This is a genomic window from Photobacterium sp. S4TG1 (genome assembly GCF_036040035.1).
Taxonomy (GTDB): domain Bacteria; phylum Pseudomonadota; class Gammaproteobacteria; order Enterobacterales; family Vibrionaceae; genus Photobacterium.
This window is the reverse complement of sequence record NZ_JAYXUH010000001.1, coordinates 168,409-184,557: the sequence shown is the minus strand read 5'-3', so window position 1 is coordinate 184,557 and position 16,149 is coordinate 168,409. Positions and strand designations below refer to the sequence as shown.

Annotated in this window: 15 protein-coding genes; 6 read left to right on the top strand and 9 right to left on the bottom strand. The window is 39.0% G+C overall.

From position 1 onward, the window contains the following. Nucleotides 1–194: 194 nt before the first annotated feature. Entirely contained in the window at nucleotides 195–875 is a 681-nt protein-coding gene (gene queE, locus VXS03_RS00960) for a 7-carboxy-7-deazaguanine synthase QueE (protein WP_327761464.1), read from the bottom strand. A gap of 273 nt (nucleotides 876–1,148) precedes the next feature. Between queE and mlc the strand changes: the two genes are divergently transcribed. Further along, complete coding sequence (gene mlc / locus VXS03_RS00955) at nucleotides 1,149–2,363, top strand: sugar metabolism global transcriptional regulator Mlc (RefSeq protein WP_327761463.1); 1,215 nt, start codon at nucleotides 1,149–1,151, stop codon at nucleotides 2,361–2,363. On the opposite strand, the gene VXS03_RS00950 is transcribed toward mlc, so the two are convergent. From VXS03_RS00950 to bioA, 7 genes are all read right to left on the bottom strand, one after another. Continuing rightward, entirely contained in the window at nucleotides 2,360–3,262 is a 903-nt protein-coding gene (locus VXS03_RS00950; RefSeq protein WP_327761462.1) for a LysR family transcriptional regulator, read from the bottom strand. The genes mlc and VXS03_RS00950 overlap by 4 nt on opposite strands. A 144-nt stretch (nucleotides 3,263–3,406) precedes the next feature. Next, complete coding sequence (locus VXS03_RS00945) at nucleotides 3,407–4,150, bottom strand: LutC/YkgG family protein (RefSeq protein WP_327761461.1); 744 nt, start codon at nucleotides 4,148–4,150, stop codon at nucleotides 3,407–3,409. 11 nt (nucleotides 4,151–4,161) lie between these two features. Beyond that, nucleotides 4,162–5,577 carry a LutB/LldF family L-lactate oxidation iron-sulfur protein gene (locus VXS03_RS00940; RefSeq protein ID WP_327761460.1) on the bottom strand — a complete coding sequence of 472 codons (1,416 nt, stop codon included), beginning with the start codon at nucleotides 5,575–5,577 and terminating at the stop codon, nucleotides 4,162–4,164. Between the two features lie 12 nt (nucleotides 5,578–5,589). Next, a complete protein-coding gene (locus VXS03_RS00935) occupies nucleotides 5,590–6,309 on the bottom strand; it encodes a (Fe-S)-binding protein (RefSeq protein ID WP_080156633.1) in 720 nt (239 codons plus the stop codon). A 96-nt stretch (nucleotides 6,310–6,405) separates the two neighbouring features. Continuing rightward, a complete protein-coding gene (locus VXS03_RS00930; protein ID WP_327761459.1) occupies nucleotides 6,406–7,989 on the bottom strand; it encodes an L-lactate permease in 1,584 nt (527 codons plus the stop codon). 615 nt (nucleotides 7,990–8,604) lie between these two features. Then, nucleotides 8,605–9,168, bottom strand: coding sequence for an LON peptidase substrate-binding domain-containing protein (locus tag VXS03_RS00925; protein ID WP_327761458.1), 564 nt, complete (start codon nucleotides 9,166–9,168; stop codon nucleotides 8,605–8,607). 166 nt (nucleotides 9,169–9,334) lie between these two features. Further along, entirely contained in the window at nucleotides 9,335–10,615 is a 1,281-nt protein-coding gene (gene bioA / locus VXS03_RS00920) for an adenosylmethionine--8-amino-7-oxononanoate transaminase (RefSeq protein WP_327761457.1), read from the bottom strand. A gap of 200 nt (nucleotides 10,616–10,815) precedes the next feature. Between bioA and bioB the strand changes: the two genes are divergently transcribed. Genes bioB through bioD form a run of 4 tightly spaced genes read left to right on the top strand, consistent with a single transcriptional unit; the run spans nucleotide 10,816 to nucleotide 14,475 of the window. Continuing rightward, entirely contained in the window at nucleotides 10,816–11,868 is a 1,053-nt protein-coding gene (gene bioB / locus VXS03_RS00915; protein ID WP_327761456.1) for a biotin synthase BioB, read from the top strand. After that, a complete protein-coding gene (gene bioF / locus VXS03_RS00910) occupies nucleotides 11,855–12,994 on the top strand; it encodes an 8-amino-7-oxononanoate synthase (protein ID WP_327762020.1) in 1,140 nt (379 codons plus the stop codon). The genes bioB and bioF overlap by 14 nt, the downstream gene beginning before the upstream one ends. Continuing rightward, the gene (bioC, locus tag VXS03_RS00905; RefSeq protein WP_327761455.1) at nucleotides 12,984–13,805 is read left to right on the top strand and encodes a malonyl-ACP O-methyltransferase BioC; all 822 of its coding nucleotides are present in this window, start codon (nucleotides 12,984–12,986) and stop codon (nucleotides 13,803–13,805) included. Before bioF ends, bioC begins: the two co-directional genes overlap by 11 nt. Continuing rightward, a complete protein-coding gene (gene bioD, locus VXS03_RS00900; protein ID WP_327761454.1) occupies nucleotides 13,798–14,475 on the top strand; it encodes a dethiobiotin synthase in 678 nt (225 codons plus the stop codon). The genes bioC and bioD overlap by 8 nt, the downstream gene beginning before the upstream one ends. Before the next feature lie 65 nt (nucleotides 14,476–14,540). Here the strand turns inward: bioD and VXS03_RS00895 are convergent, their stop codons facing one another. Next, entirely contained in the window at nucleotides 14,541–14,705 is a 165-nt protein-coding gene (locus tag VXS03_RS00895; RefSeq protein WP_327761453.1) for a hypothetical protein, read from the bottom strand. Between the two features lie 386 nt (nucleotides 14,706–15,091). On the opposite strand from VXS03_RS00895, the gene htpX reads away from it, so the two are divergent. After that, nucleotides 15,092–15,976 (top strand): protease HtpX, encoded by an 885-nt coding sequence (gene htpX, locus VXS03_RS00890; RefSeq protein WP_327761452.1) that lies wholly within the window; start codon nucleotides 15,092–15,094, stop codon nucleotides 15,974–15,976. The last annotated feature ends 173 nt before the right edge of the window (nucleotides 15,977–16,149 follow it).

Here is a 16,149-nt window from a genome sequence, read left to right as displayed (position 1 = left end):
TATAAGTAATATTACCTTTCTTACGTCAAGCATCAAGCATTGATCTCATTAGATTGATAAATTGATGAAGGAAAGTGGGAATTTATACAGAAGGTTGGTCAAGAAATGATCGTTTTGGCAATGATAAGCAAAACCTCTCTTATCATTGCATTGTTATTTGTTGATATTATGGCATGGGATGAAAATGCTGAGGGTTAAGCAATCGCTAAATATTTATGGGTTTGAATTGATAAACGCCAATTACGCGCGATGCATGTTGAAATGCATAGTTCTGTTGCTCGTGGTTTTTGACTGATAGGTTGCAGTGCTATTGTAACATCAGTACGCAGTGTTACTGGGGCTAGCAAAGCGTCTAATTGTTCAATGTCTTTGTGAGTGCCAACGGGATGTTTGATTTCATTTGCACGTGCTAGCGCTGACGATAATACAGGTAGTTTTGCTTTCATATTGATTTTAGGAGACACCGTTACCCACGTTTGATCACTGGTTAAAATCTCTGAAGTACCACTGGTTTCAATTTGGCAATTAAAGCCGGATTTTTCTAGCGCTGTTGTCAGTGGACGTAGATCATAAATACACGGTTCGCCACCGGTGATCACCACATGTTTGGCGGTGTAGCCTTGCTCAACTAATAGATCAACGATGCCATTTGCGTCAAGTTTGGTCCAAAGTGGAGAGTCTTCGGTTTTAATCATAATACGTTCAACATTGACTAAATCTTCAGCTTCAGCAGTCCATGTTTGTTTAGTGTCACACCATGAGCAACCTACAGGGCAAACTTGTAAACGAACAAAAATAGCAGGAACACCAGTGAATACACCTTCACCTTGAATAGTTTCGAAGACTTCATTAATTTTGTACACGCGTAACCTCATACTTCTCTATCGTTACTTTTGGATATCGTAATCTAGCTGCCACCTGTGAATGACGTTTAGCAAAAGCACGGAGGAGATTAAATTTACTAATTGAATTTATACTCGGCGAAATGCCGATTTATCATTATGTCAGAAGCGAAAGCGGAAGTCTTTATGGATTCCTCGTGACGGCTGTCACGTCCTGAGTACAAGAGACTTCACAATTACTTCGCAAAGTAAAAAAATTGAAAATAGAATGATATTTATCGCTGTTTTTCCTCTAGGAGTATCGACATGTATGTCGCTCAGCCAGGTCATATTGATCATATAAAAAGAAATAATGCCGGGAGCGTATATAAACTTATTGATCTGTACGGACCTATTTCGCGGATTGAATTATCTAAACGTAGCCAATTAGCACCAGCAAGTATTACCAAGATCACTCGAGAATTAATTGAAGCACATTTAATAAAAGAAACACAATATCAAGAATCTACAAGTCGTGGACGGCCAGCGATAGGACTTGTTCCTGCAAATGAAGGTTGGCAATTTTTGTCGATTAGATTGGGGCGAGGTTATTTGACGATTGCCTTACACTCATTGAGTGGTGATATTTTAGTGGAAGAGCGCCAAAATATTAATCAAGTTGAGCAAGATGATGTGGTTACAAAGTTGTTACTCGAAATTAATACATTTTTTGCCAATCATGTAAGTGCACTTGATCGTATTTCAGCCATTGCAATTTCGCTTCCTGGATTAGTGAATGCAGCTGATGGTATTGTTTTACAAATGCCGCATTATACTATTAAGGATCTACCATTAAGCGATATTATTCATCAAGCAACAGGATTACCTGTATTTGTTGGTAATGATACTCGTTCATGGGCATTAGCCGAAAAGCTATTTGGGAATTCGCGTGGCATTTCAAATTCGATTTTAGTGTCTGTGCACAATGGAGTCGGGGCTGGCATTATTTTAGATGATACGGTGCTGCAAGGTCGTACTGGTAATATAGGTGAGTTGGGACATATTCAAGTTAAACCTTATGGCAAACGTTGTTTTTGCGGTAATCATGGTTGCTTAGAGACGGTAGCAAGTTTGAGTGCCGTTTTAGAGCAAACTCTTACCCGTTTACAAGAAGGGCATTCATCAATACTCACAGCTTCAACTTTGACCATTGAGGCGCTTTGTGATGCCGCGGTAGCTGGTGATTCCCTTGCTCGTCAAATTATTATTGATCTTGGGCATCATCTTGGCCAGGCAATAGCGATTATGGTGAATTTATTTAATCCTCAACGTATTTTAATTGGTGGAGAATTAAATCGCGCAAAATCTGTGTTATATCCTGCAATTATGGAGTGTGTTATTTCTCAAACATTGCCTATTTATAATCGCGATCTAGAACTTCAAGAAAGCCGCTTTTATACTCAAGCTACGATGCCTGGTGCGGCATTAGTAAAGCAAGCTCTTTATGACGGACATTTATTGATGAAATTAATTGATGGCTAAAATTGCTCTTTAATTTCCATATAACTCTCTCGAATATGTTCAATAAGTGCTTGAATGCGTTTGGCAGGTTTTCGAGTATAGGGATAGACTGCATAAATTCCGACGACTTTTCCCGCATGTGAGGCTAAGACTTCAACTAATTGGCCTTGCTGTAATTCGTTATACACTAAGCAGGTAGGTAAGTAAGCAATACCATTACCAGCTAATGTCACTTTTTTTAAAGCTGCAGCGTTATCTGATGAAAAATTACCACTGACTTTATGAGTGTAGATTTTATTTTGGCGAATAAATTGCCAGTCAAAAGGACCTGAACTCTGTGGGTTATAGCCTAAACAATTATGACTATTGAGTGCCTTGGGTGTTTCTGGTGTACCGTGTTGCTCAAAGTAAGCTGGTGAAGCGCAGATTACCCAACGTGAATTGAAAATATGGCGTGCAATAAGGCTAGAATCTTCCAAATAACCCGTACGGATCACCAGATCATAATTATCAGCGACAAGATCAACAAAGTGGTTGTTTAGCGACATATCAACCGTTAGACCAGGGTGTTTTTGGCAAAAGGTAGAGACAGCATTAGCTAGTACTAGTTCTCCTGAAATAGTAGGGACTGACATGCGAATTTTGCCTGACAGTGCTTCACTATAACCGGTTACTGAGTCAAAGGCTGTTTGTGCAATATTGCTGATACTCTTGGCGCGATGATAGAGCACTTCGCCTGGCTCTGTCAGTGTTAGCTTACGGGTCGTACGATAAATAAGTTGTAGCCCTAAGCTGGTTTCAAGTTTACTGATGCGTTTACTAACGACAGATTTAGTGATGTTATTTAATTCAGCAACTTTACTGAATGAGCCATACTCAATGACTTGAGTAAAAAGAACGAGATCATCAATAGCAGGCATGTCAATATTCCAATAGTCTGTTAATAGCTGAATTATACGCGAAAAAAAACGCAGTCCGATAACTGCGTTTTTTCATATTCCCGTTTAAGTGCTTAACCACTAGCATCCTGCTAGTTTGTTTATCACTATTGGTGATAAGTAAAATTACATATCATCAATAATGATGTAGGTGGCAAAGACGGGCCCATGCACACCAACAACTTTGATCAGCTCGATATCTGCAGTCGAACTCGGACCTGAAATAAAATTCACACATGATGGAATACGTTCACCATTCTGTGCTTTTTGATGTAAAAGTTCTGTCGCTTGAGTTAAACGAGGAACGATATTACTTTTAGGCACAATGAAAACAGAGGCTTCAGGGAGCAAACTAACGGCTCGACCTTGTGCTGCTTGACTATAAAGTACCATAGTACCTGATTCAGCTAATGCCTGTTCTGCGAATACTACGCCGACTTTAGCTCGCTCTGCAACTGCAATATTTGCATCATAACCAGCACTATGATCCCAGATGTAGACACCATGTTGCTTTTCAGCTAAATCTTTCGGATTTACTATATCTAATAGACGATTATCCGCTGTAAAGATGGTTTCTCCGATAGGATTAAGGCCTTCGCCATCATCAGTGCAATAGTGGAAACATACATTACGTAATGTTTCTGTCAGCTTATCTTTTGTTGTAACCACTGCCTGAGAGGCTAATGTTGTTTCAGTGTAATCCACTAAAATAGCTTTTAATTCATCTTGGCTTTTACCGGCAAAGACGTCTTTGTGACAGTTATACTTAAGGTTTGGACGTACTATCGGTGTTGTAATACGCTCACGACCAAGTTGTTTGGCGATATTATCAAGGAAGCTATCGCGGTTAAAAATACGTTGCTCTGACATGCGGAAGCTCCTTATTTGTCATCTCTGTTTTTAAACCAGCTACGGAATGATTGACCTGTTGGTGTTGGTAAATCACGCGTTTGTGTCCATGCGTTAAGTAAGCCAACTTTAAAGGGTAGCTTGCCATCTTTAATCAGTTTTCCAGCCATAATTGCGCCGATTTTAACTGTTTTGTCCCAGATAAAAGGGTGTGCATTCACAAAATTAAAGCCAGTAATTGCGGCACGTTCTGATGAAGCGGTGATTTTCTCTTCACCCATGATCTGACGGTGTTTGAGTAATAAATCAGATAATGGAATTTTTACTGGGCACACATCATGACAAGCACGACATAAACTACAGGCATTAGGTAGGTCTTTAAAATCTTCATAGCCACCAAGTAGTGGTGATAATACTGCACCAATTGGACCTGAATAGATTGAGCCGTAAGATTGGCCACCAATATGACGGTAAGCAGGGCAAGTGTTAACACACGCAGCACAACGGATACAGCGTAGAATTGGGCGGAATTCTGAGCCTAGAATTTTTGAACGACCATTATCGACAATAACAAGGTGGAATTCTTCTGGACCATCACAGTTATCACCTTCACGTGGACCCGTTAATGCGGTTACGTAACCTGTTAACGGTAGACCAACAGCACTGCGACATAATAGGCTAGCAACAATATCAAACTCTTCAAAGGTTGGAACAATACGCTCCATCCCCATGACAGCGATATGTGTTTTTGGCAAGCTGGTGGCTAGACGTGCGTTACCTTCGTTTGTTACTAAAGTAACGGTACCTGATTCTGCAATCGCAAAGTTGCACCCAGTAATACCGATTTCGGCTTCAAGGAAATCATGACGAATATGCTCACGGACAAAGCGGGTCATGGCTTCAGGATCTGAGGTGCCGTCATAACCGAGCTTTTCTTTGAACACTTCGCGAATTTGGGTGCGGTTTTTATGTAATGCAGGTACGACAATGTGTGAGGGTGCATCACAATCATCAACTTGTAGAATATATTCACCTAAATCGGTTTCGATGATTTCGCAGTTATTACGTTGAATCATCTGGTTCATACCGATTTCTTCAGTCACCATTGATTTAGATTTTACGATTTTCTTGGCGTTCTTTTTCTTTACAATCGTTTCGATGTAGTTGGTTGCATCTTCAGCTGTTGCAGCAAAGAAAACATGGCCACCATTTTTTTCTACATTTTCACTAAGCTGTTGTAAGTAGTAATCAAGGTTTTCCAGTACATGGTTACGAATATCCATGCCCATTTCACGCCACTCTTCCCAGTTGCCGAGTTTTTCAGCTGCAACGGCACGGCTTTTAAACATACGTTCTTGTGCGTTGGCAACAGCGGCACGCATAGATTCGTCTTTCATTTTTAGATGAATACGATCTTTAAATTTAACGTTGCTAGTTTTCATTGACATAATAATGACCTCTTAACGACTCATCAGCACATCAACAATGTGCATTACTTTAATAGGTTGACCTTCACGGCTAATACGACCACCAATATTTAATAAACAACTAATATCGGCACCGATTAAGAAGTCAGGTTTAACTGCGCTAATGTGCTGTACTTTTTCAGTCACCATTTCACCTGAGATTTCAGACATCTTGACGGAGAAAGTACCACCGAAACCACAACAAGTTTCTTGGTTATCGATAGGTAACAGCTCAAGGCCTTCAACATTATTAAGTAAAATTAGTGGCTCTTCGCGTACGCCTAATTTACGAATAAGGCTACAAGACGGGTGGTAAACCCCTTTACCTTTAAGACGTGCACCGACGTTTTCTACCCCTAATTGACGAACAACAAATTGAGTTAATTCAAATAAGCGGTCAGCCACTTTTTGTGCGCGGGCAGCCCACTCAGGTTCATCTTCTAAATAATGAGGGTATTTCTTCACAGAAGCAGCACACGAGCCTGCAGGTGTCACAATCGGATAATCGTTGATTTCAAAAGCTTCGATCATGCTTTTCATTGCAGGTTTGCTTTTTTCAATATAACCGCTGTTTAATGCGGGTTGACCACAACACCCTTGGCGTTCAGGAAAAATCACTTCACACTCTAATTGCTCAAGCAGTTGTACCGTCTTTTTAGCAACTTCTGCTTTTACGGTATCGCCAAGACAAGTGACAAAAAAGTTTACCTTCATTTTATTGCTCCAATGGCGTAAAGGCGCCTGAAATGTTGACGTTAAACTAGCGGTTGGCATCTTCACACAGTATGCCAACCTATTTTTATTCAGTGGTTAAAGGAATGTACTTACTATCGCGACAATTACGCCATATAAAATCATAGGTACAACTGTTCGCTTAATGATGTAGCCTTCTTTATTGGCAATACCAAGTATGGCTGATACTGCAATAATGTTATTTATACACACCATATTACCCATCGCACCACCGACCGACTGCAAGGCTAAAATGATCGTTTCTGGTAAGCCGACAGTATGAGCAATACTTTGTTGGATCGCGCCAAAAGTTAGATTAGAAACCGTTGCCGAGCCAGAGAAAAATGCGCCTAATGCTCCTAAATAAGCGGCACAATATTGCCAATTCTTCCCTAGTAGATGTGCAAATGCATTACCTGTTGTCATGATGGGGGAATTATCACCACCAATCATCATGAATTTCACCATAATTAAGGCACCAACAAGAGCGATAAAAGGTGTTTTGATTCGTGATGCGGTGTCGCTAAATACTGTTGTTACTTGATGTCTGTTCATCTTTAAAAAAGGAATCGACACAAAAACAACCAAGAAAAAAGGGATTAATGCAGGCACATATAACGTTTTGTATGCCCATGCTGTGTCTGTGCCTAAAATCTGACTAATATGAATAATCAATGCTTGGCTAATATGTAAGTCTGCAAAGCCTAAGTGGAAATTCCACATCGGAGTTGCGTCATTTAACATGCCTTTTAATCCTAATTGTTTAATTCGAGTGACAATTAAAATAACGATCAGTAACAGGGTGGGAGCCATAGCTTTAAACACGCGCCCAAATGGCAAAGTAACCGTTGTTTTTTCTGTATCTATTGGTGCTTTCTTTTCTAGGCCGATGTTGTAGCGTGCAAACAGTATTGATAATGTTAAACCAATAGCACCACCAATAAGTGCTGGGAACTCATAGTTCCATTGTGCAAGCCATACATAAGGGATCGTACATGACCAAATACTCAGTTGAATAAAAATAATATTGCGACGAATTTGTTGCCAACTAACAATAAAGGTTAAGGCAATAACAGGAATAACAATTGCTGCCGCTGTATGCATGATGGCAGATAAGCTACCTACATGAAGTAGTTCTGCATCAGACAGTCCTAAGTTTCCTAATCCAAACCATGTTGGAGTTCCCACAGCACCAAAAGAAACGGGAACTGAGTTCATGACTAACGCTAACATGGCAACTCGAAGTGGGTTAAATCCCAGTCCAACAAGAATCGGAGCCGCAATAGCTGCGGGGGTGCCAAAACCTGATGCGCCTTCAATCATAAAAGCAAATGCCCAACCAATGATCATCAACTGACCGACTTGGTTTTTGCTAATCCCTTCTAACCATTGTTTAATAACATCTTCACAGCCTGAAATTGAGAGGGTTCGATTTAATAAAATCGCACCAGCAATAATAGAGATAGGTGTAAGCGCTGATAAAGATCCTGAAATAATATTCGCAGCTAATAAACGTCCACTAGTGCCAAAATAAATTAATTGTAAAATACCAATAAGTAATGCTGTTAAAGGTAATGCAACATGTGAAGGTAGCGCATTTTTTTTTGTCATCATCCAAATTAATAATAAAATTGGAATGACAGATATTGCTAGATTAAGCATGTTTTTTTTCCCTGGCTGAGTCGTCTTATTCCGTATTCAAACAGACGAATTTTATTTTTAATTATTATTACTATGTGAATAGTATTTTTTGTACTGATTACCTCAGTGGGGAGATTATTGTAGGCATGAAAAAGAAACTTTCTATCTATTTTTTTTCTGTATTTATCATACTAATTAATTAAATGTGATGTGAATATAAATTCGATTAGTAATTAAAATTTAAATACTATTAAAAAATCAAGCTGTTATGAAAGTCATGCTACCAAGTAAGTTGTGTGATTAGAACATTATTGGAAACAATATGTTTGCATACATAAGCTAATATTTTAAGTGATTATTTTAATTAATAAAATCATTGCTCATCGGTAAGGATAATGATTATCACTACGGTGCTTATTTAACTAAAAAACAAGGCTCTTATGCGGGTAATAATGCAATTAATGTGCTTGAATGAAATATAATAAATACTTTTTGGTAATTATTAAATATATTAATTGAATTAAATAATAACATATTAATATTATTTTAAAGGATAATGTCTTTTACTATTAAACATAATAAATATTCAGTCATAAATACATGTATGGCTGATGTGTGATTTTTAAGAATAAGTGCTTATTCAGCGTTGGGGGAAGTTGTAATCACGGTATGCAAGAAAGATAGTGCAGCACTACAATCGTTACGACTCATGAACCATTGCTTTTGATTCACTTCTAATGGCAGAATTTCGAGCCACCGTTGGCACACCCAAGTAATGTCATCAAACTTAGGTTCAGGATAATAACTTGCATGATCTGGATGTTGTTGAAACAGTTTTTTTAAGTGATCTGAAATATTTTGATCAATAAAAGCAATATTTTTACTGTGCCAGTTAGGCACTGGTGAAGTATCCCCTATATAAAGGTGATCATGCTCTTGCCAGTGATTATTGATCAAAAACATTTCGGTGCCTTGGATTGTGATACTCATGAATCCATTGGGCAGTGGATCAAAGTCAGTAATAATAACACGAGTGCCAAAATGACAAAGATTGTCATCAATTTGCATACAGAGCCCGAAACCATGATTATTAGCGGTAGCCAGTTTAACTAAGCGCATATAACGTTGTTCGTAAATCTGTAATTTACAAATACCATTAGGCAGTAAATAAATATCAACAGGGAAAAGTGGTAATTGCATAATAATAACCCTAAATCAGACATATTGATGATAAGTAAATAGTCGCTCGAGATATGGTTATTATTATGTTGGTCGGGCACCTTTAATCAGTATAAGCAGACAAGAATAGAACAATGTCTGCTTTATGATACTAGGGTAAAATAAAAGGCTGTTTAGCCACATAGCATTATGTATTTAGTACTTGATATATTGCCTGAGTCAAACATGACAGCTGTGCTGATGTAATAATATAAGGGGGCATAATATAGATAAGTCGACCAAAAGGACGAATCCACACGCCAGCGTTTACAAAGGCTTGTTGTATTTCAGCCATATCGACAGGTTGATGTAATTCAACTACACCAATAGCCCCTAACCAGCGTACTTGCTTTACTTTATCAAGTGTCGCAATAGGGGGAAGTTCATTTGCAAGCTGTTTTTCTATTGATATAACTTGTTGTTGCCATTGATTTTGTTCTAGTATTTCAAGGCTAGCGGTAGCTACGGCGCAGGCGAGGGGATTACCCATAAATGTTGGGCCATGCATAAAACATTTGGCGTCGCCACTGCATATTGTATCTGCAATTTTTTTATGGGTGATCGTTGCCGATAATGTCATATACCCGCCAGTGAGTGCCTTGCCCACACACATAATATCTGGACTAATATTGGCATGCTCACAAGCAAACAGCTTTCCTGTGCGACCAAAACCAACTGCAATTTCATCCGCAATTAATAACACGCCATAATCATCACATAATTCACGTACTCGACGTAAATAAGTCGAATGATATAAACGCATTCCTCCAGCACCTTGCACTATCGGCTCTAAAATTACGGCAGCAATATGTTGGTGGTGCTGTGCTAATTTATTGGAAAAATCGGTAATGTCATCTTCATTCCATTCATCCCAGAAGCCACACTGAGGTGAATCTGCAAAAATATGTTCAGGAACAAAGCCTTTATAAAGACTGTGCATTGAGTTATCTGGATCTGTGACTGACATAGCTGCAAAAGTATCGCCATGATAACCATGTCTAAGAGTTAAAAATTTAGATCTAGATTCACTTTTAGCATGCCAATATTGCAATGCCATTTTAAGGGCAACTTCAACTGCGACTGAACCAGAATCGGCTAAAAAAACGGTATCTAAGCCTTGTGGTGTCATTGATATTAATTTTTTACAGAGATCAATTGCAGGTTGGTGAGTGATGCCGCCAAACATAACATGTGACATTTTATCTAGTTGGTCTTTAGCCGCCGCTGTTAGGTGTGGGTGGCTGTAGCCGTGAATGGCTGACCACCACGAAGCCATACCATCAATTAATTGAGTGCCATTTTCAAGAGTAAGATACACTCCATCTGTATGTGTTACAGGGTAACAAGGGAGCGGGTTGATGGTTGATGTGTAAGGATGCCAAATATGACGGTGATCGAATTCAATATCGATTGCGAGTTCTTTATGCACACTAGTAAACCTAAATTATCATTCAAGGTTGACAGTCTACGTACTATTAGTAGACTAGCCAACAACTAAAAGGTGAGTAAATCTCTATTTGGTTAAATTTTACACGGGTGATATCAGCATAAAAGCGGCTCTACATCGTTTTTATACTTATCAACAGTAAAGTGTTTTTGAATAATAAAAATATAAAAGAGGGATGTATTGTGGACGTTCGTAGCAATTGGACTGTTGAGGAAGTACAAGCTTTATTTCAGAAACCGTTTATGGATTTAGTTTTTGAAGCGCAACAGGTTCATCGTCAATTTCATCAGCCTAATCAAGTGCAAGTCAGCACATTACTTTCTATTAAAACGGGTGCTTGCCCTGAAGACTGTAAATATTGCCCCCAAAGCGCACACTATCGTACTGATATAGAAAAAGAGCGTTTATTAGAAGTTGATCGTGTATTGGATGCTGCGCTGAAAGCCAAACAATCAGGAGCAACACGTTTTTGTATGGGAGCTGCATGGAAAAACCCTAAAGATCGCGATATGCCATATTTACTTGATATGGTGCAAGGCGTTAAAAAACTGGGGCTAGAAACATGCATGACATTAGGTATGATCACGACCGATCAGGCTCAGACATTAGCGGCGGCAGGGTTGGATTATTACAACCATAATCTTGATACGTCTCCTGAGTATTACGGCAATATTATTACCACACGAACTTATCAAGATAGATTAGATACCTTGGCACATGTGCGTGATGCGGGAATGAAAATCTGTTCTGGTGGCATTATCGGAATGGGAGAAAGCGCGCGAGATCGTGTAGGACTGTTGGTGGAATTAGCTAACTTGCCAGTTCATCCTGAAAGTGTGCCGATTAATATGCTAGTTAAAGTGAAAGGGACGCCACTGGAAAATGCAGAGAGTGTTGACCCATTTGATTTTATTAGAATTATTGCGGTTGCTCGAATTATTATGCCACATTCAGCAGTAAGGCTTTCTGCTGGGCGAGAAGATATGAATGAGCAAATGCAAGCTTTGTGTTTTATGGCGGGTGCAAATTCTGTGTTCTATGGTTGTAAATTGTTAACCACACCAAACCCAGGTGAAGATAAAGACATGCAACTTTTTGCCAAATTGGGTATTAACAGCCAACACCAAGCAGCAAAACCTGATGATATTCAAGCACAAGAATTATTAGAGCAAGTCGTAGAACAGGTTGTCGCACGACCAACAAAAGATGACATATTTTATGATGCCTCTCTTTAATCAACGTCACCAACAAGCACTCATAGCCCGCCAGCAACAAGGTCTTTACCGGCAGTTACAGTGTCATAATATAAATTCATCTGAATTAAATTTTGCTAGTAATGATTATCTTGGGTTAGCACAAGAGCCTAAAATTATCACTGCTTGGCAACAAGGATTGACGATATATGGTGCGGGTAGTACGGCATCACCTTTAGTGGCTGGTTTTCAGATGCCACATGCAGATTTAGAACAACAATTAACTGAATGGTTGGGTTATCAACGGGCGTTATTATTTAGTAGTGGTTTTAGTGCTAATCAAGCGGTGTTGTTTACTTTATTACAAGCGCAAGATCAGTTGTTTCAAGATAGGCTTAATCATGCCTCTTTAATTGAAGCTGGAATGCTATCACCTGCGAAAATGAAACGTTTTGCTCATAATGATATGGCGGCGTTACAACAGCAACTCTCAAAAACAAAAGTAGGGGTAGACATTGCATCACTGGTGGTAACGGAAGGTGTTTTTAGCATGGATGGCGATTGTGCGCCGTTAACATCATTACGAGAAATAACAACACAACATCAAGCTTGGTTGATGGTTGATGATGCCCATGGTTGTGGTGTACTAGGCGATGAAGGTCAAGGAAGTTGTCATCAAGCAGGCATAAAGGCCGATATATTGATTATTACTTTTGGTAAAGCCTTTGGTATACAAGGTGCGGCAGTATTGTGTAGCCAAGATACCGCGGAATATTTAGTGCAATTTGCTCGCCATTATATCTATTCAACTTCGATGCCCCCGGCTCAAGCGGTTGCATTAAGCGAGGCTTGCACTTTAATACAGACTCAATCTTGGCGAAGAGAAAAGTTACAAGCATTGTCTGAGTCTTTAACGCATCATCTTGATACTAATTTAGGTCTTATACCAACCATCACACCGATTAAACCGATGATTATTGGTGATAGTTGTCAAACAATGGCCATCGCGGCTCAATTACAGCAACGGGGTATTAAAGTGGGGGCTATTCGTCCACCAACCGTTGCACCACATAGTGCGCGATTACGAATAACATTAACAGCTAACCATAGTGAAAATGACATTCGTCAGTTGGCTAAAGCGATGAATGAGGTAATCGATGTCGAATAAAATAGCGACAGTTGCAACTGCGATTGAACAATCGAAAAAGTTGGCGATAGCGAATGCTTTTGGACGTGCAGCTCAGCATTACGATAAATCCGCCGCATTTCAACGCCAAGTTGGGCATCAATTGATCGAATTAATGTCGATGCAGCAAGTGCAATGTTCTAATCCCTCAGTGATTGATATTGGTTGTGGAACAGGATATTTCAGTGCCAAGTTACAACAACAAGGGTTTGCAGTAACGGCGGCAGATCTCTCTAATGAAATGTTATTACAAGCACATAAAAGGTGCGGAAATCATTGTCTGTATTTACAGACGGATGCTGAAAATATTGCAATGGCAAATGATAGCTATGATTTTGCATTCAGTAATTTAGCATTACAGTGGTGTGATGATTTGAGTGTACCGTTACGAGAGTTACAACGTGTTGTTAAAGCTGGTGGTGTTATTTTCTTTACCACATTAATGGACGGATCATTAAATGAGCTTAAATGCGCATGGTCGAATATTGATGATAAACAGCATGTTAATACATTTAAATCGCAACAGTGTATTGAAGTAGAAATTGCACAATCAGGCTTAACAATTGAAGTATTAGAATACACATCAATAGCCGTCTATTACTCAACCGCGATGAAATTGATGAGAGATTTAAAAGGCATTGGGGCTACCCATTTACAGCAACACCGTCAATCAGGGTTAGTTGGGCGCAAGACATTCATGGAGTTAGAAGATGCATACAATAAATACCGCTCAAATAATGGATTATTGCCCGCGACCTATCAGGTGTGTTTTGGAGTATTAAAAAATGCATAAAGCGTATTTTGTTACAGGAACAGATACTGATGTCGGTAAAACTGTCTGCAGTTGTGCCATTTTAAATGCGGCACAGCAAAAAAACATTGCCATAGTAGGATATAAGCCTATTGCATCGGGTTGTGAAAAAACACGACAAGGACTTCGTAATAGTGATGCTTTATTGCTTCAGCAAGCATCACCCGTAAGTGTTACTTATGATGAAGTGAACCCTTATGGTTTTTATCGCCCTGTATCACCACATATTGCCGCAGCAGAAGAAAGTAAAGCCATTAAATTTGATGTTTTATCGCAAGGTTTAGCGCACCTTAAAACCAAATCCGATTGTGTACTGATTGAAGGTGCTGGAGGGTGGCGAGTACCCGTAAATAATACTGATTATTTGTCGTCGTGGGTAAAGCAAGAGCAGTTACCTGTTATTCTCGTCGTAGGCGTCAAACTTGGTTGCTTAAATCATGCTTTATTAACCGCCGAAGCGATTTTAGCTGATGGGTTACCTGTTGTAGGATGGATTGCAAATTGTATCGAACCTAAAACAGATAATTATACAGCAATGATAACGTGGTTAGAGCAGCAGTTACCAGGAAAGAAAATTGCTGAGATTCCTTATTTATCTCATGATCAAACATCAAATTTAGGCGCATATATAGATTTGACAGTATTGAACTAAAAAGGGCAGTTATCAAAGCAACAAAAGGCACGTAATGTGCCTTTTGTTTTAATTATAGAGATAAACTAATTAGGTGAATTAAGCCCAATTAGTATTTCTGGTGTTTCTATTGTTGGTGCTGGATTACCAGCTTGATCAAGGCCTAATTCTTTACGTGCTTCATCCATGGACATTCCAAGATGGCAACGCAAAATATCTATAGCAACTTGATAACTCTCATTATTAGCCATGAACCCTCCCTGTTTCACTCTTTCTTTGTGTGTATTGTTTCATAACAATATGTAAACAATAATAGAGTTAAACTATGAAAGCAATACGACCAAAGTCTAATCCGTATTTATTTTCATGATTATATGTACTTGTAAAAATGACGTGTCATTTAAATATTAGTTTTATTTGGTTGTTGCTGGTTATATTTTATACTTATTTTGTCGCCATATGAGGGGTATTTGAATGAAATAAGAATTAGTAACAATTTAACACTTTAATTTACAGCCATATTATTCGAATATAGTCAGTAATAGTCACTTGAATGTACCAAGAAGATGAAAAATTAGAGTCTTATAAGGTATAAATCCAAACAAATAATATTCTTTCAATTGGAGTAATGATAGATATGAAACGTATTGCGTTGTTTCTAGCAACGAACCTTGCCGTAATGTTGGTGTTCAGTATTGTACTTAATATTGTATATGCGGTAACAGGAATGCAACCAGGCAGCCTTTCTGGATTGTTAGTAATGGCGGCTTTGTTTGGTTTCGGCGGTTCATTAATTTCTTTAATGATGTCAAAGTCAATGGCATTACGTTCAGTAGGCGGTGTTGTAATTGAACATCCGCGTAATGAAACTGAACATTGGTTAATCAATACAGTGGCTCGCCAAGCAGAACAAGCTGGAATTGGTATGCCAACTGTCGCTATTTATGATGCGCCTGATATTAACGCTTTTGCCACTGGAGCAAAACGTGATGATTCATTAGTTGCAGTATCAACAGGCTTACTACATAGCATGACTCGTGATGAAGCTGAAGCCGTATTAGCTCATGAAATAAGCCACGTTGCTAATGGTGATATGGTCACGATGACCTTAATGCAAGGTGTAGTAAATACCTTTGTTATTTTTGTTTCTCGTCTTGTTGCTGGTGCCATTAGTGGCGTTAATAGTAATAGTGAAGACGGCGAGGGTGGCGGTAGTTATATGACCTACTTTATCGTATCTTCAATTATGGAAGTATTATTTGGTTTCCTCGCGAGTATCCTGACTATGTGGTACAGCCGTCATCGTGAGTTTTATGCTGATGCGGGGTCTGCAAACCTGGTTGGTCGTGACAAAATGATTGCGGCACTTGAGCGTTTAAAAGTGAGCCAAGAACCGCATTTAGAAGGCTCAATGATGGCGTTTGGTATTAATGGTAAAAAATCATTATCTGAATTATTTATGACTCATCCGCCATTAGACAAACGTATTGATGCATTACGCCGTGGTGAGTATGTAAAATAATCATTCGCAAAATCATTGCGCATTAACAATAAGCCCTCTGTTAAAACACCGTTTATTTGAATGAGTGAACAGAGGGTTTTTTATATCCATTTCAGTTTCATTCGGCATAAACTTCATTTGATGTACGAGACGAATAATAAGAGAAAAGATAATGCTTAGTATGGTGCTAGGGG